General features: G+C 62.7%; 21 protein-coding genes. 11 read left to right on the top strand and 10 right to left on the bottom strand.

What is annotated here, in order from left to right; all coding sequences use genetic code 11:
* Positions 1 to 48: 48 nt before the first annotated feature.
* Both QM716_RS02925 and QM716_RS02920 read left to right on the top strand, forming a co-directional pair.
* Positions 49 to 636 (top strand): helix-turn-helix domain-containing protein, encoded by a 588-nt coding sequence (locus QM716_RS02925; protein ID WP_283302278.1) that lies wholly within the window; start codon positions 49 to 51, stop codon positions 634 to 636.
* Positions 637 to 692: 56 nt separating this feature from the next.
* The gene (locus QM716_RS02920) at positions 693 to 1,151 is read left to right on the top strand and encodes a GNAT family N-acetyltransferase (protein WP_283303031.1); all 459 of its coding nucleotides are present in this window, start codon (positions 693 to 695) and stop codon (positions 1,149 to 1,151) included.
* Positions 1,152 to 1,158: 7 nt separating this feature from the next.
* Here the strand turns inward: QM716_RS02920 and QM716_RS02915 are convergent, their stop codons facing one another.
* Genes QM716_RS02915 through QM716_RS02890 form a run of 6 tightly spaced genes read right to left on the bottom strand, consistent with a single transcriptional unit; the run spans position 1,159 to position 6,812 of the window.
* Positions 1,159 to 1,701 (bottom strand): P-loop nucleotide/nucleoside kinase family protein, encoded by a 543-nt coding sequence (locus tag QM716_RS02915; RefSeq protein WP_283302277.1) that lies wholly within the window; start codon positions 1,699 to 1,701, stop codon positions 1,159 to 1,161.
* A 53-nt stretch (positions 1,702 to 1,754) separates the two neighbouring features.
* Entirely contained in the window at positions 1,755 to 2,549 is a 795-nt protein-coding gene (locus QM716_RS02910; protein WP_283302276.1) for an MHYT domain-containing protein, read from the bottom strand.
* Between the two features lie 40 nt (positions 2,550 to 2,589).
* Positions 2,590 to 3,177: a GTP-binding protein gene (locus QM716_RS02905; protein ID WP_283302274.1), complete on the bottom strand. Its 588-nt coding sequence runs from the start codon at positions 3,175 to 3,177 to the stop codon at positions 2,590 to 2,592.
* Positions 3,158 to 3,532 carry a DUF742 domain-containing protein gene (locus tag QM716_RS02900; protein WP_283302273.1) on the bottom strand — a complete coding sequence of 125 codons (375 nt, stop codon included), beginning with the start codon at positions 3,530 to 3,532 and terminating at the stop codon, positions 3,158 to 3,160. Before QM716_RS02900 ends, QM716_RS02905 begins: the two co-directional genes overlap by 20 nt.
* A gap of 5 nt (positions 3,533 to 3,537) precedes the next feature.
* Entirely contained in the window at positions 3,538 to 3,954 is a 417-nt protein-coding gene (locus tag QM716_RS02895; protein ID WP_283302271.1) for a roadblock/LC7 domain-containing protein, read from the bottom strand.
* Positions 3,951 to 6,812, bottom strand: a complete 2,862-nt coding sequence (locus QM716_RS02890; RefSeq protein WP_283302269.1) for a HAMP domain-containing sensor histidine kinase — start codon at positions 6,810 to 6,812, stop codon at positions 3,951 to 3,953. Before QM716_RS02890 ends, QM716_RS02895 begins: the two co-directional genes overlap by 4 nt.
* A gap of 376 nt (positions 6,813 to 7,188) precedes the next feature.
* On the opposite strand from QM716_RS02890, the gene QM716_RS02885 reads away from it, so the two are divergent.
* Positions 7,189 to 7,704: a DUF6630 family protein gene (locus tag QM716_RS02885; RefSeq protein ID WP_283302267.1), complete on the top strand. Its 516-nt coding sequence runs from the start codon at positions 7,189 to 7,191 to the stop codon at positions 7,702 to 7,704.
* Between the two features lie 4 nt (positions 7,705 to 7,708).
* On the opposite strand, the gene QM716_RS02880 is transcribed toward QM716_RS02885, so the two are convergent.
* The gene (locus QM716_RS02880; RefSeq protein ID WP_283302265.1) at positions 7,709 to 9,151 is read right to left on the bottom strand and encodes a phospholipase D-like domain-containing protein; all 1,443 of its coding nucleotides are present in this window, start codon (positions 9,149 to 9,151) and stop codon (positions 7,709 to 7,711) included.
* Positions 9,148 to 10,251: an NAD(P)-binding domain-containing protein gene (locus tag QM716_RS02875; protein WP_283302263.1), complete on the bottom strand. Its 1,104-nt coding sequence runs from the start codon at positions 10,249 to 10,251 to the stop codon at positions 9,148 to 9,150. The genes QM716_RS02880 and QM716_RS02875 overlap by 4 nt, the downstream gene beginning before the upstream one ends.
* 112 nt (positions 10,252 to 10,363) lie before the next feature.
* Here QM716_RS02875 and QM716_RS02870 point away from each other — a divergent pair, with 112 nt between their 5' ends.
* Positions 10,364 to 11,095 carry an enoyl-CoA hydratase gene (locus QM716_RS02870; protein ID WP_283302261.1) on the top strand — a complete coding sequence of 244 codons (732 nt, stop codon included), beginning with the start codon at positions 10,364 to 10,366 and terminating at the stop codon, positions 11,093 to 11,095.
* Between the two features lie 62 nt (positions 11,096 to 11,157).
* The gene (locus tag QM716_RS02865; protein ID WP_283302260.1) at positions 11,158 to 12,273 is read left to right on the top strand and encodes an MBL fold metallo-hydrolase; all 1,116 of its coding nucleotides are present in this window, start codon (positions 11,158 to 11,160) and stop codon (positions 12,271 to 12,273) included.
* Between the two features lie 35 nt (positions 12,274 to 12,308).
* On the opposite strand, the gene QM716_RS02860 is transcribed toward QM716_RS02865, so the two are convergent.
* A complete protein-coding gene (locus QM716_RS02860; protein WP_283302258.1) occupies positions 12,309 to 12,896 on the bottom strand; it encodes a hypothetical protein in 588 nt (195 codons plus the stop codon).
* Between the two features lie 137 nt (positions 12,897 to 13,033).
* Here QM716_RS02860 and QM716_RS02855 point away from each other — a divergent pair, with 137 nt between their 5' ends.
* On the top strand, positions 13,034 to 15,538 hold the full coding sequence (locus tag QM716_RS02855) for an HAD-IC family P-type ATPase (protein ID WP_283302256.1): 2,505 nt from the start codon (positions 13,034 to 13,036) through the stop codon (positions 15,536 to 15,538).
* A gap of 6 nt (positions 15,539 to 15,544) precedes the next feature.
* On the opposite strand, the gene QM716_RS02850 is transcribed toward QM716_RS02855, so the two are convergent.
* Positions 15,545 to 16,687, bottom strand: coding sequence for a GGDEF domain-containing protein (locus QM716_RS02850; RefSeq protein ID WP_283302254.1), 1,143 nt, complete (start codon positions 16,685 to 16,687; stop codon positions 15,545 to 15,547).
* 180 nt (positions 16,688 to 16,867) lie between these two features.
* Between QM716_RS02850 and QM716_RS02845 the strand changes: the two genes are divergently transcribed.
* The 5 genes from QM716_RS02845 (at position 16,868) to QM716_RS02825 (ending at position 21,695) form a co-directional block, all read left to right on the top strand.
* A complete protein-coding gene (locus QM716_RS02845) occupies positions 16,868 to 17,059 on the top strand; it encodes an antitoxin (protein ID WP_003940164.1) in 192 nt (63 codons plus the stop codon).
* 154 nt (positions 17,060 to 17,213) lie between these two features.
* On the top strand, positions 17,214 to 18,857 hold the full coding sequence (locus tag QM716_RS02840) for a Na+/H+ antiporter (protein ID WP_283302251.1): 1,644 nt from the start codon (positions 17,214 to 17,216) through the stop codon (positions 18,855 to 18,857).
* A 15-nt stretch (positions 18,858 to 18,872) separates the two neighbouring features.
* Positions 18,873 to 20,090 carry a lipase family protein gene (locus QM716_RS02835; RefSeq protein ID WP_283302249.1) on the top strand — a complete coding sequence of 406 codons (1,218 nt, stop codon included), beginning with the start codon at positions 18,873 to 18,875 and terminating at the stop codon, positions 20,088 to 20,090.
* A gap of 4 nt (positions 20,091 to 20,094) precedes the next feature.
* On the top strand, positions 20,095 to 20,481 hold the full coding sequence (locus tag QM716_RS02830; protein WP_283302247.1) for an MmcQ/YjbR family DNA-binding protein: 387 nt from the start codon (positions 20,095 to 20,097) through the stop codon (positions 20,479 to 20,481).
* On the top strand, positions 20,478 to 21,695 hold the full coding sequence (locus tag QM716_RS02825; protein WP_283302245.1) for a sensor histidine kinase: 1,218 nt from the start codon (positions 20,478 to 20,480) through the stop codon (positions 21,693 to 21,695). Before QM716_RS02830 ends, QM716_RS02825 begins: the two co-directional genes overlap by 4 nt.
* Positions 21,696 to 21,700 lie beyond the last annotated feature (5 nt).

Raw genomic sequence — 21,700 nt, 5'->3', positions numbered from 1 at the left:
TCAGCAACTAGTGTTGCCATTTCTGGGAATCGTCGTCAGACTCGGACCATGAATGCCAACGGTCCGCACATCGATACCGCAATCTCGCAGATCGGCGCGCGCCTCAAACGCATTCGTACACAGAGGAACGTCACGCTCACAGCGCTGTCAGAGTCCACCGGTATTTCGAAGAGCACTCTGTCGAGGCTCGAAGCGGGGGAGCGTCGCCCGAGCTTGGAGTTGCTGCTTCCGATCGCGCTCGCCCACCAAGTGCCGTTGGACCAACTGGTGGCGGCACCGCAGGTCGCCGATCCACGCATCCAGAGTGCGCCTCGAAGCGTCAGCGGCCGAACGGTCTTGCCGCTGACTCGGCAGCCGGGTGGGCTGCAGGCATTCAAGATGACGATCCCGGCAAGCCAGACGGAACCGGACCCCCAAGTGCACGACGGCTACGAATGGCTGTACGTGTTGTCGGGGAGGTTGCGGTTGGTGTTGGCCGACCACGACATCATGATGGGTGCGGGTGAAGCTGCTGAATTCGACACCCGAAACCCGCATTGGTTCGGCAGTGACGGCCGCGGCCCGGTCGAGGTGCTGAGTCTGTTCGGCCCGCAAGGAGAACGCATCCACGTACGGGCCAAGCCTTCGACGAAGTGACGGACAGTCATACTTTGTTCGATGCCGGCGGAAGCGAAGTGGACAGTGAGGGATCTGTGCGAATCGAAGTTGACGACCTGAGTCGGGATGCGGTCCGTGCTCTACTGTCCGAACATCTCGCCGACATGCATGCGACGTCGCCTGCGGACAGCGTTCACGCGCTGGACGTCGCAGGTCTGACGGATAGCTCAGTCACCATGTGGACGTTGTGGAGCGAAGGTGACGAGCTACTCGGTTGCGTAGCGCTCAATGAACGGTCGTCGAGCGGCGGCGAAATCAAGTCGATGCGAACATCTTCGGCAGCTCGTGGGCGCGGAGTGGGAACGCGACTTCTTCAACACGTCGTGGACGAGTCGAGACAACGAGGCTACCGGCAACTCGAATTGGAGACCGGCACGCAAGACTTCTTCGATCCGGCACGTCGACTGTATGCGAAATTCGGGTTTGTGCCGTGTCCACCGTTCGGGAACTACCGCGAAGATCCGAACAGTGCCTTCTTTGTTCTCACGCTGTGAACAGTTCTCACGCAATGAACATTCGGGCAGTGATGCGTTGTACTGCGCTGTCGGAGTTCATGATTGAGGTGTCGAGCACCAGCCGTTCCATGGTCCACGGCTCGTAGTCTCGATCCAGGATTTCCTGCCACGTAGGTAGTACAAGATCCGGGATGTCGACGACACGCTGCTCCGCGCGTCTGCGATGCTCGTCGGGATCCGAGCAGATGACCTCGACGTTGAGCAAGCGCGCCGAATTATGTTGTGCGGTAGCGGACCAGGCCTTTCGTGTCATTTCGATCGGGTTGACGCATTCGACCACGACCGAGAGTCCCAGTCGCAATTGTTCGGCGGCGAGCGCGTACCCGGTGAAGTATCCAGCGGTCCCGGACACATCAGCAATAATGCTGCGGGTCAGTACCTGTTCGATGGTATCGATCCGCACGTAGGGAATCCGGTGATGCTGAGCAAGTGCCCGGGCGATCGTCGACTTTCCGGTGGCCGGCAATCCTCCGATCACGACCAGTGTTGCGCGGGCCGACAGCTGGGGGTTGTGTCCGGCATCCACCATCCTCGAAATGTACGGGGCGTCGTCGATTTACATCGACTCGCCCCGTACTCCTCTCAGTTCGAGATCGCGAACCTTCGTGCTTCGTACGCCAGGTCGTCGGCGGCGGATTCCATCCGAGCCGTCGCACGGTCGGGCGCTGTCAGCACTGCGACAATCGGAACTGCCAACGCCAGCAAGCCGAGAACGAAGACGGGGAAGAGGAAGGAGAACGCATCGAGCCCCTGCGGCGCCGGGGCTGCCGCGTCGTGGACAACCTCGACTGCGGCCATTCCGGTGAAGTGCATACCGACGACGGCGATACCCATGATGATTCCGGCGACAAAACGCAGAATCGTGGACTCGAGCGACATGGTGAACCACAATGCGGCGGTGCCGGCGACGACTGCGATGAGAACCGACAGTGCAACGAAGAGCATGTCGTAGTGGATCTCACCCTGAAAGCGTAAGGCGCGCATACCGGTGTAATGCATGACGTTCACGGCGAGACCGGTCACCACGCCCCCGATCAGAAGCCGAGACCAGCGGAATTCGGTCCCGATGATCAGCAGACCGACAAACACGGCACCCACCGAGATGATCGCAGAGATCACGGTCCATCCGAGGTTGTATCGAATGGGACTGCCGGGGACTGCGAAGCCGAGCATGGCGATGAAATGCATCAGCCAGATGGCGACGCCACCGATCGACAGGGCAGCCATGACGAGCCATCGCATGCGTGCGGCGGTTGTCGTCGCAGACGCTGAATGCCTGGTGCACGCCAGGCCGACTACCGAACCGACCACGGACACGACGTAGGCGAGCCCGAGCAGCCAGATTCCCATCGAGAAATGGTGCATTTCATCCGACATGCCAGTTCCTTTCGGCGACGATTCGCATCTGATGATTCATCTAGACGACTGCTTCGGCTGCAAGTCGTTCGAGGGAGTACTCGGTGACGACGATCAGCGCGCGTTTGGCCGATTCGCGGTTACGGGCGTCGATCTCGATCATGGGAACGCGGTTGGGCAGTGCCAACGCTTGCCGGAGATCGCTCGCAGAATGGATTGGTGCGCCGTCGAAACGGTTGACCGCCACGATGAACGGGAGACCTCGCGCCTCGAAGAAGTCGACTGCGGCGAAGCTGTCTTCCAGGCGGCGAGTGTCGACCAGAATGACCGCACCGATCGCACCGGTGATGAGGTCGTCCCACATGAACCAGAAGCGGCGCTGCCCCGGGGTTCCGAATAGATAGAGGACCAGGTCGTCGGCGAGAGTGATGCGTCCGAAGTCCATCGCGACCGTTGTGGTGCTCTTGTCTGGAGTCGATCCGAGATTGTCGATACCGTCGCTCGCGTCGGTGACCATGGCCTCCGTGCGAAGGGGGACGATTTCGGAGACGGTTCCCACAAGCGTTGTCTTGCCAACACCGAAACCCCCGGCGATCACGATTTTTGTCGATTTCACGCGAGACGATGAGTCAGAGTGCCCGAAGTCCACTGAGGGTCCTTTCGATCAGTTCGCGTCGCTCGACTCGAGATGCGTCGCTTCGCAGAGTGGCATGTATTTCCAGTGATCCGGCTACTACAAGGTCGGCAACCAGTACCCGCACGACTCCGATCGGAACACCTAGGTGGGCAGCGATCTCGGCTATCGATATCCGCTGCTCACACAGTGCGACGATCGACGCACGAATATCCTGCGGTGCAAGATTGTTCGAGACCACGTCTTCGATCGTCGCGATGATCGCTTCGAGCGGGAGGTCGATGGACGGCAGGGTCCGACCTTCGGTGAGCGCGTACGGCCGGACCAAGTTCGGTTCGGCGTCGTCGTACTCGGATTGATGGTGAGGCATCGAAATCAAATACCCTGCGATGTTCGCGGGGCAATGTCCATGGTTGCCCCGACGCGATCGACGAGAGTCGCCATTTCGTAACCGATCTGGCCGATGTCGCATCCGGCGACGGCGAGGGCGGCAAGGTAAGAACCACTACCGACACCCATGAGAAGCAGGTACCCGTTCTCCATCTCGACGACGGACTGCATGACGGCCCCACCGTCGAAGAGGCGTGATGCGCCCGCGGACAGGCTGGCGAGTCCGGAAGTGACAGCGGCCAATTGATCCGCTCGATCGAGCGGAAGGTGTGTGCTCGAGGCCGTCAACAACCCGTCGGCTGAGACGATGATCGCGTGACTCACACCCGGCACGTCTCGGGCAAAAGCAGAAACCAGCCAGTCGAGTGCGCGGGGAGTCTCTTGTGCTCCGACAGTGTTCACTGTTCTCCTTGATCGTTGTGCAACATCGTGGACGATTCGAAAGACTGTCCGCCATCGTGCTGATGGTCGGCGGCGTTCCGACGCCCTCGTTGTACTCCGGATTGGTAACTGCTCCAACCACGTTGGACGTCCGCCGGATTGGATGCATGACGCTGTGTCGAGCCGCCTCCGCCGACGGCGCCAGGAACCAGCCGGGCTCCGCGGTCCCGGATGGGAAGTCCGGAATCGGCGATCTTGGTGACCGGCATTTCGAATGACGTTCGGGCAGCCACCCAGCCTTGATCGGCGTCCGTGGTCCACGAACTGCCGGTGGAAGCCGCTGACGTCTCCGCCGTTGGATCGACGAGCCACTCCGACACCATCCGAGCAAAAATCGGCATCGTCGACGGGGCAGCGGGCGCGCCGTTCGAGTTACCGTCGCCGGCGCTGTCAGCGCGCACCGATGGTCGGGCAGAGAGCCCGTCACGGGTACGCGAGGAGAAGAACGCCGCGGTATTTGTCGGCGTCGGGGCTGAGAGCCGGTGCCGCGGCGGCGGAGTTGTCGACGGTTGTGGACCCGCCGAGATCTCGGGACCCTGTGCCGGCCAGGTGAATTCGTGCGACGGAGCACGAACGGGAAGGGCCGTCGATGCGTTTGTCCCTGCGGGATCGAGCAGAGGAGCGAAGGATGACACCGACGTAGCGGGTGCCGGAGTAGTCGAAGTCGAGGTACTGACCGCAGGTACTCCGCTTGTGCCCGGGGTGCGACGAGGTAACCCCGAAGGCGCTGTTGCCGGCGGCGTCGATTGCGGTGTGATCGGGTCGAACGCCTCAGTCTGATCGGTGCTGTTACCGGGCGTTCGACGCGGGAGATCAGCGAAACTTCTGGTCGCAGGCCGTGGGGGTGCGGATTCGGTCGGGACGGGCTGTGACCATGACGGTGCAGACTGTGCGGACTGTGCGGTCGGTGTGGGAGGAGTCCGATCGAGCGTGGGAACGGGTCCGGTTTGTGGCGTGCGGATCTCGGGTGTCCGAGAAGAATCGAGAATCGACGTCGGTAGGAGCACCGTTGCGGTGATGCCACTGTGCGTCGACGACGTTGCCGTCGGGCGCAGGCGCACAGAGATGTTGTAGCGACGACTGATTCGGCTCACGACGAACAAACCCATGCGACGCGCTGTGTCCGCGCTCATCTCGGCGCCGGCCGCGAGGCGCTCGTTGGCATCGAGGATATCGGCAGGTGACATGCCGATACCGAGATCTGCGATCTCTACGATCATGGAGCCGTCGATGGTGGTGGCAGCGTTGATGGAGACGGTGGTCTCCGGTGGGGAGTACCGCAGCGAATTGTCGAGCAACTCGGCAATGAGATGAACGACGTCCGGGGCCGCATGACCGGTGACGACTCCGGGCGGAGTCTGCCCGAGTTCGACGCGTCGATACTCCTCGACGCCTGATACCGCGGCGCGAAGGGTATCGCCGAGAGCGATGGGGGCGGTCCTGGCACGGCGTACATCGGTTCCGGCGAGAACCAACAAGTTGTCGCCGTTTCGGCGCATTCTCGCGGCGATGTGGTCGAGCCGGAACAGATTCTCGAGGCGACGCGGATCGTCTTCGTCCTGCTCCAACTGTTCGATCAATCCGAGTTGCTGGTCGACGAGGGACTTGTTGCGCCTCGACAGCGTTTCGAACATGTCGTTGACCTGGCGCCGCAGCGTGGCCTGCTCGCCGGCGAGCGTGATGGCCTGACCGTGCATGTCGTCCACGGCGCGTGCGAGCTCGCCGATTTCCTCGTGGGTGCGGATCGGGACACGGGCAAAGTCGAGTTCGTCGGTACTGGCACCTGCTCGTATTCGTTCGATCGCGTCGGGAAGTCCGCGTCTCGCTGCCTGCAAGGCGGCAAATCGCAACCGGCGGATCGGATCGATGAGCGATCGGCTGATGACGAGGGCGATGGCCAGTGCCAGCAGGACCGCGCCGAGCACAATTGCGGTGTCGCGAAGTGCTGCAGTTCGTGCGGCGTTGGATTCAGCGGTGACGGCGTCGCCGAACTCGGTGACGGTGGTGTCGGTAAGGCTGTTGTACTGGTCTTTTCCAGATTTCAGATCGGCGCCGACGCGGCTCCCCGGCGGAGAAGTCGACGGAGTTGATCCCAGTTCGTTGATCCGGTTCTGAGCCGAGTTGCTGAGTGCCTGGACGGTGTCGTTGGTTCCGTCGATCGCGAGGATGTTGTTCAGAGCGACCAGTTCGGCGCCGGCAGCGCTGACCATCGAGGTACGGGCCTGTTGGTCCGGATCGCCTGAGCCGAAGAGGATTCGTTGTTCGGCCAGGGCTCGTCGCGCTTCCCAGAGCGCGGAGAGTCGACCACCCTGTTCACGCAGGACTGGGCGCTGAGAATGCTCGACGACGCTGGTGAAGGTGCTGGAGAGGGCTCGTGAGACCTCACCGACCCGCGAAACCAAGCGTGCGGGTGCCACCGCGCCGGCGGCGATCTCCTCGGTGATGGAACGGCTCTCGGTCAACGCCGAAGTCACTTGGTCGTTGAGGGCATCGTCGGACTGGAACGTGCGGGCGGCATCGACGAGTTGGTCCATCGCGTCAGAGACTGCTTGCGTGGCAGGCCGGGTGTCGGGGCGTGCCGATGCAGCTTCGGCGAGTTCGTACAGCGCCGATTCCAGGTTGATCGCGGCAGGCACGGCGAGGGCGCGCTCGGACGAGGAACTCAGCTGTGCGGCTTCTTCGAGCTCCGTTTGAACTCGAAGGGCGCCTAGGACAACGGCGACGATCATCGGCAATGCGAGGACAGCGATGACCTTCCATCCCAGGCGCCATTCGCCGATCGACCACCGAGAGGTTGTCGTGTGTGAATCGTGTTTCATGCGGAACATGGCCCCTTCACGTCAACCCCCCGTGGGTCATTGCCCGAACCCTTCGACCCGGTTTGACCAGAAGGAGTAGTTAGCTGAACGGTAACAGGCTGTTTGCTGGCTCGCTACAGTCCAGTGGTCTTCTTGGATCGACAATGACTATATCCTGATTGTAAGACCAGGTGAAAGGCTAAACGGACAAGTGCGGCGAATGGGATAGCCGGGCTGTTCGATTTGGTAACTCGTTGATCCGTGGTTTGCGGCACGAGGGAATCTTCGTGGGAGATCTGCCTCTGCGCCGTACGTCGAGGACAGGTCCGTATGACGCGGACTCGCATGTCAGACTGTGGAAACCGCACCGATAACCGAATCGAACCTGGGAGCCATAGTGGGTGGACCTGCTCGCGACGCATTGCGCGCAATCGCGGAACTGCTGGCCCCGAACAGCCCGACAGTCATCGATCGTGTGACTCTCGCAATGGACTACCCGGAACGGTATGTCGAAGTACAGAACGAGCTGTACTCACAGTCGCTCGAGAAGCCACACCCCGAATTGGCGTGGTTCGCTCTCGTCGACGCGTTGCACGAACAAGAACTCCTGGTCTGGGTGGACTGGAACGAGGACGCGGCCGAAGTTCTCGGCCAGCTGCGAGAGCTGAAGTCGGCGCCCGCAACTGCGGGATCGTGGGAGTGGGCAGGCAGCCTTGCCGCGGCCTTTGATCGAGCTGCCGGACTGGAATCGCTTCTCGCTCGAGTCGGCGACAACATCGCCGGGGCAGGCGTTTCCGTGGCCTGGCTCGACAGCGACAGCGATACGTTTCTCGTCGTGCTGGTCCCGAGCGATCGAGCCGCAGTACTCGTCGAACTCGCGCTGACAATCGGGCACTGCGTGCGCGTGCTCTAGTGCCTCAGCGTTTGCCGAGGAGACGGCGTAGTCCTTCGATTCGGTCGCTCAGTCTGGGCGGCGTGCGCTCGGGATCCATCAGTGCGTTTTCAGCGAGTACGTGGTCTTCGCCTTCCACTGTGTTCCGGTCGAACTCGCGCAGACTGCGAGCGTTGGAGGTCGCAAGGGTGCGAACCGTCGACAACAGAGAGCGCTCACGCAACCCTTCGTCGACTTCTTCCTCGGTGACGTCGAGGTGCTCGCTGAGTAGCCGGCGCCTCAAACCGATGATCGAGGCTCGCAACTCGACGTCTGCGTCGTCGTCGGATTCGACGGCGATGTCGCACTCGGTATCGAAGCCCATCGAACGGTTGTTGAGGTTCGACGACCCGATTCGCAGGAGACGATCGTCCATCACAAGAACCTTGGCGTGTACGTAAATAGGTGCGCCAGAAGAGGTCACGGGATAAAACGCACCGAACCGGTCGTGGATATCGGCGGACCACAGCAGATGCAACAAGTCGTGGCGCGCCCCGTCCATCGCCTTTTGTTCCAGCCATCCGTCCGCGTTGCGCGGAATGACCAGAACGATCTCCGGTCCGTCGTCCTCACGGAGGCGCGCGGCGATCGCCTCGGCCAGAGTGCGTGAGGCGAGGTACTGGCTTTCGATGTACAGCGTGTGCTCGGCCCCGGCGATGGCCGCGAGATACAGCGCTTCGATCTCACGAACCTCTGTGCGCTCGCCGAGTTCCGGCAGTGTCCTGGCGACGGCTACGTCGACAACCCGCAAGGTGGGCGCCAGATTGACGGGCCACGGCGTCGCAGTGCTCTTGACGGGTGTCAGATCCTCGCCGGTTGCGGATTTCCAGCGTGCCCGCGCCAATTCGCCGATGGCCGCAGCCGCATTGCCATCGACCGCCGTGGTCGCGTCATGCCAAGGGCCGTAACGCCTTCCGCTCGGCGTGATTCGGTAATCGTTTCGGTCGACGTGATCCGAGGTGTCCCAGCGGTCCACCGTCATGTCGATGCCGCCGCAGAACGCCAGGGCGTCGTCGATGACGATGATCTTCTGATGGTGCGCCGCGCCCACCGGATGGGCGCCGTCGATCTCGAACCGAAGGCGCTCGTCGGTCAACCAGTTGGACACGAAAACGGGGGTCATACCGCGGCCGATTGCGGTGAACGCCCCGATGTTCCATTTGAGTACGAGGATTTCGAGGTCGGGTTTCTCGCGGACCAGCCAGCGGAGGAACATTCCCAACCGGTTGGGGCCGTCGAGCGTCTGCTCACCTGGTTCGAGTTTGATGCGCGTGTCGAAGTCCCAGCCGATCAACATGATTCGTTTCTCGGCTTGCAACATTGCGGACTTTGCATGATGAAAGTAGTCAGCGGCGTCGACGATGCAGGCAAGATTGTCCGCCGGCTCGATGCGCCAGCAGGTTTCGCCCGGAACAAGAATTCTGTTCATTCGCCGATTCCCAGGTAAGACGTCAGTTCGCGAGCAGCTGCTTGGCCGGCGCGGTTGGCCCCGATCGTCGACGACGACGGCCCGTATCCCACCAGGTGTACGCGAGGGTCGGCTTCGACCTGCGTCGCGAGGCGCCCGGTCATCGGGATTCCGCCACCCGGCCCGCGTAGGTGCAACGGTGCCAGGTGATCGAGCGAGCTACGAAAACCGGTGCACCACAGGATGACATCGGCATCGACGACGGTTCCGTCGGCCCACTTCACGCCGTTCGGAAGGATTTCGGAGAACATCGGAAGTCGATTCATCACACCGCGCTCACGTGCTGCGCGGATGGCAGGCGTTACGGGGTGGCCGGTCACCGAAACAACGGATCCCGGTGGAAGACCGCGTCGTACACGATCCTCGACCATGGCAACTGCTGCGCGGCCGATGTCCGGCGTGAACGGCTCGTCGCGGAACTCCGGTTCGCGGCGCGTCACCCAAGTGGTGGTCGTGACGCGTGAGATCTCGTCGAGCAGTTGGACGGCCGAGATCCCGCCGCCGACCACGACGACATGTTTGCCTTCGAACTCCGCGGCGGTTCGATAGTCCTTCGTGTGGAACTGTCGGCCACGAAATGATCCGGCCCCGGGGTAGTGGGGAATGAAGGGTCGCTCCCAGGTTCCCGTCGCGTTGATCAAGCCTCGGGCCGCGAACACTCCGTGGTCGGTCTCGATGCGCAGTCGCTCTTCCCTCGGACACACCACTCGCGTGTGTACCGGGCGGTGGACGGGAAGTTCGAATTGCTTTTCGTACAGTTCGAAGTAGTGGGGGACCGCCACCGATGCAGGCACCTGTTCGGCGTCGGTGCCGGTGGTTTCCGCGAAAGACATTTCCGGGAGGTCATGCACACCGTTGACGGTGCTCAGTGTCAGGCTCGGCCAACGGAACTGCCACGCTCCGCCCGGACCGGACGCATGATCGAGCACCACAAACCCCGATTCGGGTTCGATCCCGAACTTGCGCAGGTAGTACGCGGCGGAGAGTCCGGCCTGTCCTGCGCCGATCACCACCACGTCAACCAGTTGTGGTTGTTGGGCGGCAAGGTCGTCTGTACTCATCGGTAATCTAACCTCCTGATGTACAGAACTTAGCTGCAGAGAAGTATGTGGACGGTATCGGCGCCTCGGAACATCCCGGTGTCGCGCCTTCCGGAAACGAAAGTGAGCGGACATGATCGGGTTCTCCCGTGACGGCAACGTCGTGACCATCGAGTTGCAGCGTCACGAGCGTCGTAATGCGCTCAGCGCGGAACTCTGCATCGCGATACGGGACGCGATGAACGCGGCCGTCGCCGAGCACGCGCACGTCGTCGTCATCACCGGTGAGGGATCGGCGTTTTGTGCAGGCGCAGACCTCTCCGGCGATGTCTACATGGAGGGCTTCACCGACCGCCTGTTCGAGATGCTCAGGTCTATCGACACGGCGCCCATCCCGGTCATCGCCGCAGTCAACGGTCCGGCCATCGGCGCGGGTACGCAGGTGGCCATCGCGTCGGATCTGCGCGTCGTAGCACCGAGCGCTCGCTTCGGAATCCCTGCAGCCACCCTCGGTGTCTCGGTGGACAAGTGGACCATGCGCCGGCTCGCGTCGCTGGTCGGCGGCGGTCCGGCGCGCACCATCCTGCTCGGCATCGAACAGATCGGCGCGGAGGAAGCCTTCACCCGCGGCCTCGCCAACAAGATCGGCACCCTCGCCGACGCCCAGGAATGGGCGCACCGCATCGCGAATCTCGCACCGCTGTCCTTGCGTCACATGAAGATGGTCCTCAACGACGACGGCACCATGGAGGAGCAGTCTCCCGAGCAACTCGACGCCCTTCACGCCGCCTGGCTCAGCGAGGATGTCCAGGAAGCCCGCGCCGCCCGCATCGAAAACCGCCCTCCCGTATTCAAGGGAAAGTAAAGCCAGTTGCAGGGTAAACAGGCGCCACGCGCGCGGGGCAGATAGTGGCTACGCTCGTCTGAATGAAGAAGACGACGCTTCTCGGAGTTGCTGCTGTTGCCGCGGCAACAGGATGGGTGGCGCGAGCCGCATGGGGAATCCCGACACAGATCGGGGCATCGCGGAACACGGTGCAACCGTATGCGGCGATGTCCCCGCGGTACCGGGACCGGCAGTTCCACAATTCGGAGCCCAGCAGCACACTGGTTCCGGGCACCGATGCCGGGATGTTCAAGTCGATGGCTACGCGAGGGTCGACGGGTCGGCCGCGTCAGCCGATTCCGTTGGCCACTCCGCTGGCACCGGCGGTAGCGGGCGACGCGGCGGTGACGTGGTACGGCCATTCGAGCGTTCTCGTCGAGGTCGACGGTTACCGTGTTCTCGCCGATCCGGTGTGGAGCGAACGCGTATCACCCTCGGCCACAGTGGGTCCCGCACGAATGCATCCCGCTCCGGTTGCCCTGGCTGATCTTCCGGCAGTAGATGCGATAGTCGTCTCCCACGATCATTACGACCATCTCGACATGGCGACGGTCAAGACTCTGACTCGTACACAGACGGCTCCGTTTGTCGTGCCGATCGGTATCGGTGCTCACTTGCGGCACTGGAAGGTGCCCGAGAACCGGATCGTGGAATTGGACTGGGACGAGTCGACGAAAATCGACGACCTGGTTCTCACGTGCACCGAGGCTCGTCACTTCTCCGGTCGCGGCCTCGTCCGGAACACGACCCAGTGGGCGTCGTGGGTGTTCGCCGGTCCGAAGCACCGGGTGTTCTTCGGCGGTGACAGCGGATACACGTCCCGATTCGAGCAGTTGGGTGAAACGTACGGACCGTTCGATCTGACGCTTCTCCCCGTCGGCGCGTACGACGTGCGGTGGCCGGACATTCACATGAATCCGGAAGAGGCGGTGCAGACGCACATCGACCTCAACAAGGGCGACGGGGCGCGCGGTGTATTCGTCCCGATCCACTGGGCGACCTTCAACCTCGCGTTTCACTCGTGGTCGGAGCCGATCATTCGCCTCGACGAGGCGGCCGCAGAGGCAGGCACGACCGTGTCGGTTCCGATGCCGGGCGGCAGGATCGACGCGTTGTCGCCCACACCTCCGTCGAAGTGGTGGATACCGCTGGGATGACCGAGGCAGTTGCTCAAAAGCCGCCCTGGTCTTCCTCAATCCAGTCGGATTCCGAACCAACCCCCACGTTGATATTGCGGTTGGTGCGTCACTTGTTCACTGGTGAGGTCGGGTTTGGGTTGTCGTTTCGGTTCCCAAAGTTGCGTGACACTTTCGGACGCGGAGGCGATGAATTCTCCGTCGAGGGTGACGACCTTCTCGTCCATTCCCAGCTGTGGCCATGCTGTCGCGACTTCGATCGGCCCGGCAGGAGGTGTCGGAGCCAGCAGGTATTCACCCCGCACTGAGCCCGAGCGGCTTTCGGCCGAGCGCAACTCCAGCAGAAGGCCCCGCGTTTTCCGCGCGGTGGTCACCGATGTTCCGTCGGCGAAACCGAGACCGAGGAGTAGCGGTGCGCTGAAATGTGTGAACGTGGGACGCCCGTCGAAAGAGCCGAGGCTCAACGAGAGTGCCGGATCTTTGTAGCGGGCATCAATCGCGAACATCATCCCGAACGAGTAGACCCGCACTGCCGACAACCAGAGAACCAAGTCGTCGGTCCGATGGAGGTCGAGAGAAATCGGCAGGTCGACGGGCCGTTCGCACCGAAGCGCCTCGTCGAGACCTTTGTAGACGTATTTCATACCGTTCCTCGCTGGTCTTCTCTGCTCGTGCCGACCAGCATCGCAGAACCGCGGCGCACGGGTGTGATCTTCGTATAGCAGTCATTGCCACACGAGTCCGGCCCTGACTAGTTGCTCCGGGTGCGTAATCTTTGACCATGGCTCACGAGCACACCAGTTCAGAAGAGACAGCAGTGGCGGTTGCCCCTGAGCGATTGCCGGACGACGTCGACGTCGCCCGCGGTCTGACCGCCGATCAGGTTGCGGCCCGCATCGCGTCGGGACAAACCAACGATGTTCCGGACCGGGCGTCCCGCTCGGTCAAGGACATCATTCGCGGCAACGTCTTCACGCGCATCAACGCGATCCTGACCGTGTTGTTGGTGATCGTGCTCGCGACGGGCTCCATCATCGACGGCATGTTCGGACTGTTGATCATCGCGAACAGCGGCATCGGCATCATTCAGGAGATCCGCGCGAAGCGCACGCTCGACGCGCTGGCCATCGTGAGTCAGGCCAAGCCCATGGTCAGGCGTGACGGTGTCGCCGTGGCAATGGCGCCCAAAGATGTTGTGCTCGATGACATTATCGAACTCGGATCCGGTGACCAGATAGTCGTTGACGGTGAGGTGGTCAGTTCTGCCGCCCTCGAGGTCGACGAATCGCTGCTCACCGGTGAAGCTGATCCGGTTCACAAGGCGAGCGGTCAGCAAGTGCTGTCGGGCAGTTTTGTTGCCGCCGGCAGCGGTGCGTACCGCGCCACCAAGGTCGGTGGAGATGCATACGCGGCCAAGCTGGCTGACGAGGCGAGCAAGTTCACCCTCGTGCACTCGGAACTGCGCAGCGGTATCGACAAGATCCTGAAATTCATCACCTATCTGATGATTCCGGCGGGAGCGCTGATCATCTTCAATCAGCTCTTCACCATCGGCCTGCCGATCCGACCTGCCCTCAACGGCATGGTGGCAGCGCTGGTTCCGATGGTTCCCGAAGGCCTTGTGCTCATGACGTCCATTGCATTTGCGGTCGGTGTCATCCGATTGGGCAAGCGCCAGTGCCTCGTTCAGGAGTTGCCGGCGATCGAAGGCTTGGCCCGTGTCGACGTGGTGTGCGCGGACAAGACCGGAACGCTGACCGAGAACGGTATGCGGCTGTCCGAGGTCGACGTCGCACCGAGCGGTTCGGGGGAGTCTGCAGTCAAGTCCGCGTTGAGCGCGATGGCCGCGTCCGATCCTCGCCCCAACGCGAGTGTCTTGGCGATTCGCGAGTCTCTCTCCGACGATTCCGGCTGGGGCGAAGCCACCGCTGTCGCGCCGTTCTCCTCGGCGAAGAAGTGGAGTGGCCAGTCGTACGGCAGTAACGGCAACTGGGTGCTCGGTGCCCCGGACGTGCTGCTCGATCCGGACTCGGAGATGGCCCGCAAGGCAGAAGAAGTGGGTTCGAGCGGACTTCGTGTCCTCATGCTCGGCAGCAGCGACCTTCCCGTCGACGACGCCGACGCGCCGGGCACCGTCACCCCCGAAGCTCTGGTCGTCCTCGAGCAGAAGGTGCGTCCGGACGCCCAGGAGACGTTGGAGTACTTCGCCAGCCAGAAGGTCGCGGTCAAGGTCATCTCCGGTGACAACGCGGTTTCCGTCGGTGCCGTTGCAGGTTCCCTCGGGCTCGAGGGTGGTGACCGTCCGATCGACGCGCGGGATCTTCCCAGCGATCGGGAAAAACTGGCGGACACGCTCGACGGTGCAACAACCTTCGGGCGCGTGCGACCGGATCAGAAGCGGGAAATGGTCGCTGCCTTGCAGTCTCGCGGGCATACCGTCGCGATGACCGGTGACGGCGTCAACGACGTCCTCGCACTCAAGGACGCCGACATCGGAGTCTCGATGGGTTCGGGTAGCCCGGCTACCCGAGCCGTGGCCCAGATCGTGTTGCTGGACAACAAGTTCGCGACGCTTCCGTACGTCGTCGCGGAAGGCCGCCGAGTGATCGGCAACATCGAGCGTGTGTCGAATCTGTTCCTGACCAAGACCGTCTACTCGGTGGTGCTTGCGTTCCTGATCGGCATCACCGGCGTCTTGTCTCAGGTCTTCGACTTCGAGCCGCTGCCGTACCCGTTCCTGCCCCGCCACGTCACGATCGCAGCGTGGTTCACGATCGGTATCCCGGCCTTCATCCTGTCTCTGGCCCCCAACAACGAGCGCGCGCGAACCGGTTTCGTCTCCCGCGTCATGCGCTTGGCGCTGCCGTCAGGTTTGATCATCGGCATCACCACGTTCATCTCCTACGTGCTGGCCTACCAAGGTCCGGACCAGACGGAGACCCAGAAGATCCAGGCCGGAACCAGCGCGCTCATCACGTTGATCATGATCGCCGTGTGGGTTCTGGCCGTCGTGGCCAGGCCGTACGTCTGGTGGAAGCTCGTTCTGATCGGTGGATCGGTGGCCGGCTATCTGATTCTGTTCGCTCTGCCGTTCACCCGAGAGTTCTTCAAACTGGATCCGAGCAACGTCGCTGCCACGACGCTCGCGATCACCCTCGGCGCGATCGGCGTTGTACTGGTGGAACTCTCGTGGTGGATCAGTGCACGTATTCACGGGGAAAAGCGGAAGATGTTCGCCACGCCCGACGACCTACCCGGCGAGCATCACCACGCGCACAGCGAGTAAGTAGTTTCATCGCCTGAACATCTGCACCCAGGCAATGCGATCGCCGCCGCGCTTCTTGGCCCGGTACATCGCATTGTCTGCATGCTCGATCAGTTCGTTGACAGCTCGATCGGGTAAGTCCGTCTCGGGACAGAGGTAGACGCTGACGCCGGTACTGGCGGATACGGGATAGGGGTCGGAGTCGGACGAGACCGCCGAATGTATCTCGGTGGCGACCTGTTCGATTTCTCCTCGATCGACTCCGCGCAGGACGACGAATTCGTCCCCGCCGATTCGCGCCACCACCGCTTCGGGTCCGGCGGCAGCGATGAGGCGGTCGGCGACGGCGGTCAACGCGTCGTCGCCCGCGACGTGCCCGTGCGTGTCGTTGAGGATTTTGAACGAGTCGACGTCGATGAGCAGCGCGATCAGCGCCTGCGTTCGGTCGCTGCGAAGCAGATGCTGGGCCTCGTCCTGGAGTCCGCGGCGATTGAGCGTCGCGGTGAGGTAGTCCCGGTGTGCATTGCGTGCGTCGTCGGTCAGACGCAGCCAGACGATCTGCAGAATCCAGGCGGTGGAGAACACCACGCCGGCAACCATCAGATAGAGGTTCACGACCGCCCAGTTGTCGTTGACCGGTTCGGACATTGCCATGGCGGCCAGCGTCGTACAGACAGCAAGAGCCCAGCCGATGTGGGTGATGGCAACGCGTGGGCTGTGAACTATCGCCGCGTAGAAACCGATCGTGATGAACAGGATGCAGCCGATGGTTCCGACGAAAGCGGTGCGTATGGCGAAGAAAAGAGTGACGGCGAGCCACAGGTCGGCCCAGATGACGAAGGCCACTGATTGTTGCCAGGTGGGCCACGATTCGTTTCGTGCCCAACAGCAACCCGCGTAGATCCCGCTGATCGTTCCGACAGCGAGGACCGATCGTGCAAGGGCCGTGTCGGAACCGAAACGGCTCAATTGCATGGTCGTCGCGATCAGGGCGAAGAGGAAACACCACACGGCGACCAACTTGCGTCCGGGAACGGTCAGCCCGCGGGCGTCGAGGAACCGGGGGAGCCAAGTGAAATCAGTGTGGTCTGACCACCACCGAGACAGCAGTTCACGCGTCGGGTGGGGGTCGCTCCCCGTCCCGCGCAGTCCTGCATTCAAACCGGGCACCTGTCGATGTCGATGGGAGGTCAATCAGCTATTCGCGGGTTAACGCTACCTCGAGTAGCGCGCGGCTCGTGAGCACGGACCTGCTTTCTGGCGCAGAGGCCGTCGGCCTGTGAGAATCGAAGGGCGCGGAGGAACGATTCCGCCGAAGGATGTGCGTCAGCACCGGGAGAGGACACGGACATGGGTTTCTTGGACAACGTCAAGGGATTGGTCGAAAAGGGCCAGGAGCTCGCAGCGGAGAACTCCGACAAGGTTCACGACGCGATCGACAAGGTCGCCGACATCGCCGACGACAAGACCGGCAACAAGTACGGCGATCAGATCGACAAGGCAGCCGAGGCCGCCAAGAAGGCTGTTCCCGAAAAGCAGTGACTTCGGATTCGGAAACACTGTTATTCGGTAACGCTGCTTTTCGGTAACACTGTTTTTCGGTAACACTGTTTCTCAGGAGCCCGTAACCGAAAAGGTTGCGGGCTTCTGTGCGTCCGCTGGGTGAACTCGCAGGGTCGGCGGGCAGAATGAACGCGTGAACTTCACCTGGATTCTGCTGGTCGTCATTGCCGCCATCGCAGTCACCGGGCTGTCCAATCGACGAAACCTGCAGGCCCCGCTGGTTTTGGTGACGGTAGGTTCGGTCGCATCCTTCATACCCGGTATGCCGCGGCCCGAACTCGACCCCCACGTCATTCTCGGTGTGGTCCTGCCGCCGCTTCTCTACTCGGCCGCTCTCAAATTTTCGGTGGCGACCTTCAAACGCAACCTCGCACCGATCCTGCGCCTCGGCGTCGGAATGGTGTTGGTGACGGCGTTCGTGGTTGCCTTCTTCGCCGAATGGATGGTGCCCGAGTTCACGATCGGCGCCGCACTCGTGCTCGGGGCCGTGATCGCGCCGACCGACGCCGTCAGCGCGGTGGCGGTCGGTCAGAAACTCGGGCTCCCGAAACGGGTCATCGCCATCCTGACGGGCGAAGGGCTTGTGAACGACGCCACCGCGCTGACGCTCTTCACCGTCGCCGTCGCAGCAGTGACCGGAACCCGAATTGCCACAGATTCGCCCCTGCTGTTCTTCGCGTATGAAGTGATCGGCGGCGTCGTCGTCGGCTTGGTGCTCGCGTTTGTCGTCAAGTTCGTTCGTGCCCGCATGTACGACTCTCCACTCGAAACCGGATTGGGGCTGGTGCTTCCCTTCGCCGCGTACCTGGCCGCTGAAGAACTGCACGCGTCAGGTGTTCTGGCCGTCGTGGTAGCCGGTCTGGTGATCGGGCACTATTCGACGGATGCGTCGATCATGACGAGACTGCAGGAACGGTCGGTGTGGTCGAGCCTGGACACTCTCCTCGAGATGTTCGTCTTTGCGTACATGGGTCTACAACTGAGCTTCGTGATCGACGATGTTGTCGCCGACGGGCTTCCGGTGCTTCACGTGTTCGCATACGGTCTCGCAGTCCTGGCCGTGGTCATCGTGATTCGACCACTGTGGCTGTTCCTGAGTTACTCGCGTGTCCGATTCGGTGTAACCCTACGTCGCGATCGCGAGAATCAACTGACCTGGAAACAGAATCTGGTGGTCTCGTGGGCGGGGATGCGCGGCGTCGTCACTCTTGCTGCCGCCGGCGGTATTCCGTTCGCGCTCTCGTCCGGCGATCCGTTCCCTGGACGCGGCGTCATTCAGGCGATCGCGTTCATCGTCGCGGTCGGGACCCTGCTGATTCAGGGATCGACTCTGCCGTTCATGATTCGTCGCCTCGACGTCGCGGATCCCTACGAGCAGTTGCGCACGCAGGAACAAATGGAGTTGGCACGCAACATTTCTCGGAAGGCCGGTGAGAAAGCGCTGGCCGACGCTGCGGCGCACCCTCCGCCGGGGATCGACGGAAAGGAACTGCAGGCAATCGTCGAACGTGTGCGGCGTTCGATGCAGGCGAGGCTTCAACTCCAGGAGGTCGACGAAGACGCCGATCGCGAGGCTGCCCTGTGGAACGCGGGAGCGTTGTTCGACAAGTTCCGGCATCAGTCGCTGCGCTCGCAGCGAGTTGCCTTGATCGCCGCACGTGACGACGGCGATCTCGACGACGAGGTATTGCGTACCGTATTGGAAGGACTCGACATCGAAGAGGCCGCAGCCGAGGAACGTGTCAGGCGTCGCCGAGCAGGCAGCGCGGGCAAATAGAGGGGAACACTGCGTATGACGGTTCGGAGTTCGAGAGTTCGCGCAGGCTGGGGAGTATTGGTGGCGAGCGCACTTCTCGTGAGCGTCGCCTGCGGATCGGATGCGTCGCCTGACATTTCTGTCACCGACACCGAGACCTCCACCAACCCGCCGGTCGAGAGCAGCGCTCAACGCGGCGTCGTGTTCGACAGTCAACCTTTTACCAGCACAGCGGAAGTGGCGGCGTCCGGAGCGAGTGCGGTCAAGATCCTGTACGGCTCCACCTCCGGCATCGACGGCCGGGAGACTCAGGTATCGGGAACGGTGTTCACGCCGGCTGGAACTCCGCCGGAGGGTGGCTGGCCGATCGTCTCCATCGGCCATGGCACGACGGGTATTTCGGACGACTGTGCGCCGTCGACGTCGCCGACTCTCTTCGGCACGATCGGTCTGGTCGCGCCGTTCCTCGACTCGGGATACGTTGTCGCTGTCTCCGACTTCGAGGGCCTCGGCACTCCGGATCCGCATCCTTACCTGCAACCCGACACCGCGGCGTTCAACGTCATCGACGCGGTTCGAGCGGCGCGCAATGTAGTTCCGGACACCTCGACTCGGTGGGCAACTCTGGGGCTTTCCCAAGGCGGGCAGGCCTCCTGGGCAGCAGCCGAGGAAGCCGACACGTACGGTGACGGCCTCGAATTCGTGGGTGCGGCAAACCTGTCCCCGGCAGCGGACATCTCACCGATCATCTCGAGTGATTCCGAGGTGAATCTGTCTCTCCCTCAGCAACTGCTGCTCCCGTACGTGCTCGAAGGACTCTCCCTCACCCATCCCGACCTCGAACGAACCGACTACGTGCGCGGAGCATTCGAGCAGAACTACGAACTACTCACCTCGTGCCTGACTTCTCGCGCGACCGAGAAGTTGGGTCTTGTCGGAAAGGTCACGCCGGCCGACACCCGGCCCGCTACCGCCGAGGACGCGGATCGAATTCACGCGTGGCTCAGCGACGTTGCTCTCCCACGTCAACGGGCGAGCGGTCCCATGTACGTCGTCGTCGGCACAAATGACAACCTCATTCGTCCGGAATGGACCGAGGCGGCAGTCGAACGTGCCTGCGCCGACGGTGACGTCATCGAGTTCCAGGCGCGGGCGGGCGAAGGTCACGCGGACGGCGCCGCTGTGCCGGGAGCTGTTGCGTGGGTCAAGGATCGATTTGCAGGTGTGCCGGCGCCGAATACCTGCGGGTCGTGAATCGATGACGCCGTTGGAGCGAATCCGCGCGCTTGCGCTGGCATTGTCGGAGGCAACCGAGTGGGTCAGCCACGGTGAAGCGTCGTGGTTCGTGCGCAAGGCGCCGCAGTTCGTCACCATGGCAGATCACCACCACGACGATCGTCTCGCGATCTGGGCCGCGGCACCACCTGGGGCGCAGGCAGATTGGGTCAGCCGCGATCCGTCGAGGTTCTTCGTCCCGCCGTACGTGGGTGGCCGCGGATGGATCGGCGTGCACCTCGACGTTCCGAGCGCCGACGAAACCGAGGACGAGAAATTCTGGAACGACGTCGCCGACGTCGTCGAAGATGCGTACCGCACGGTGGCTCCGAAAACTCTGATCCGGAAACTGGACGAGGATTCGCGTTGAGCCCGGCCGTGGTCGCGCTTCTCAGCGTGCTGATTCTCGCAGTGGCCGGGGCGCTGACAGCGGTGTGGATGCGCACCAGACGTGAGGTGACCACCCCCACCGAGCGTGCCGTCCACGCAGCGCTCCACACGGCTTCGCTTGCCGCGCGGCCACTTCGGCGCGGACTCGACAAGAATTCGGCGGCCGAGGCGGCGCCTCACCTGCGCGAGCTGACCGGCGGCGCCGGCTTGGGCCTGGCGGACGCGTCGGGAAATCTGCTGGCGTGGGACGGTCGTCACGAAGCGTTGGCCGATCAGTTCCACGACGCCGCCATTCGCGCGATCGAAGGCGAGCGCCGGGTGCTCGTCACTCACGCAGACCTGGTGCGCGGATCGAGCGATCACAGCGTGCGAGCGCTGATCGCGCAACCACTGCTGATCGAGGACATCGGCGTCGTCGGGGTGATGGGAATCGTCACCAGCGAAGACCCGTGGCCGGGAATGCTCGGAGCTGTCACCGAGGTTGCTCGGTACGCCTGCAGTCAGATCGAACTCGCGGACCTCGACGCGTCCCGGGCCCTGTTGGATCGAGCGGAAGTGCGGGCTCTGCGCGCACAGATCAGTCCCCACTTCATCTACAACGCCCTCAACACCGTCGCGTCGTTCGTGCGGACCGACCCGGCGCGTGCCAGAGAACTGATTCTCGAGTTCGCGGACTTCACCCGGTACTCGTTCCGATCTGCGGGTGAATTCACTCTGCTCGCCGACGAGCTACGCAACATCGATCGGTATCTGACTCTCGAACGCGCGCGCTTCGGGGAGGCTCTGAACGTCCGCCTTCAGGTCGCACCCGAAGTGCTCAACGTGGTCCTTCCCTTCCTGGCTCTCCAGCCGCTGGTCGAGAACGCGGTTCGTCACGGCATTTCGAGTAAGCCGGAGGGCGGCACTGTCAGCATCGTGGCCGCGGACGAGGGACCGGACTGCATCATCAGCGTCGAGGACGACGGTGTGGGGATGGATCCCGAACTACTGCGTTCCGGTTCGCTCGACGCCATCGAGTCGGGATCGGGACGGCCCAGCGCGCGGGAAGCCGCTCACGTCGGCTTGGCCAACGTCGACGACAGGCTTCGCGCCGCGTTCGGAAACGACTACGGGCTGGTGGTGGAGACGGCGCCGGGTGCGGGAACGAAGGTCAGTATGCGTGTTCCCAAGTTCAAGCAGGGGATTCACGTCTGATTCTC

It is taken from the genome of Rhodococcus sp. IEGM 1409, assembly GCF_030056735.1.
Classification (GTDB): domain Bacteria; phylum Actinomycetota; class Actinomycetes; order Mycobacteriales; family Mycobacteriaceae; genus Rhodococcus_F.
Note: the sequence above shows the minus strand (reverse complement) of the source record. Positions and strands in the feature narration are given on the sequence as shown.

Excerpts from the sequence above, each read along its gene's own strand:
- QM716_RS02835 (WP_283302249.1), top strand. The coding sequence starts at position 18,873 with ATGACGGTTCGGAGTTCGAGAGTTCGCGCAGGCTGGGGAGTATTGGTG.
- QM716_RS02890 (WP_283302269.1), bottom strand. The coding sequence starts at position 6,812 with ATGAAACACGATTCACACACGACAACCTCTCGGTGGTCGATCGGCGAA.
- QM716_RS02865 (WP_283302260.1), top strand. The coding sequence starts at position 11,158 with ATGAAGAAGACGACGCTTCTCGGAGTTGCTGCTGTTGCCGCGGCAACA.
- QM716_RS02880 (WP_283302265.1), bottom strand. The coding sequence starts at position 9,151 with ATGAACAGAATTCTTGTTCCGGGCGAAACCTGCTGGCGCATCGAGCCG.
- QM716_RS02855 (WP_283302256.1), top strand. The coding sequence starts at position 13,034 with ATGGCTCACGAGCACACCAGTTCAGAAGAGACAGCAGTGGCGGTTGCC.
- QM716_RS02910 (WP_283302276.1), bottom strand. The coding sequence starts at position 2,549 with ATGTCGGATGAAATGCACCATTTCTCGATGGGAATCTGGCTGCTCGGG.
- QM716_RS02900 (WP_283302273.1), bottom strand. The coding sequence starts at position 3,532 with ATGCCTCACCATCAATCCGAGTACGACGACGCCGAACCGAACTTGGTC.
- QM716_RS02860 (WP_283302258.1), bottom strand. The coding sequence starts at position 12,896 with ATGAAATACGTCTACAAAGGTCTCGACGAGGCGCTTCGGTGCGAACGG.
- QM716_RS02925 (WP_283302278.1), top strand. The coding sequence starts at position 49 with ATGAATGCCAACGGTCCGCACATCGATACCGCAATCTCGCAGATCGGC.
- QM716_RS02915 (WP_283302277.1), bottom strand. The coding sequence starts at position 1,701 with ATGGTGGATGCCGGACACAACCCCCAGCTGTCGGCCCGCGCAACACTG.
- QM716_RS02845 (WP_003940164.1), top strand. The coding sequence starts at position 16,868 with ATGGGTTTCTTGGACAACGTCAAGGGATTGGTCGAAAAGGGCCAGGAG.
- QM716_RS02830 (WP_283302247.1), top strand. The coding sequence starts at position 20,095 with ATGACGCCGTTGGAGCGAATCCGCGCGCTTGCGCTGGCATTGTCGGAG.
- QM716_RS02875 (WP_283302263.1), bottom strand. The coding sequence starts at position 10,251 with ATGAGTACAGACGACCTTGCCGCCCAACAACCACAACTGGTTGACGTG.
- QM716_RS02870 (WP_283302261.1), top strand. The coding sequence starts at position 10,364 with ATGATCGGGTTCTCCCGTGACGGCAACGTCGTGACCATCGAGTTGCAG.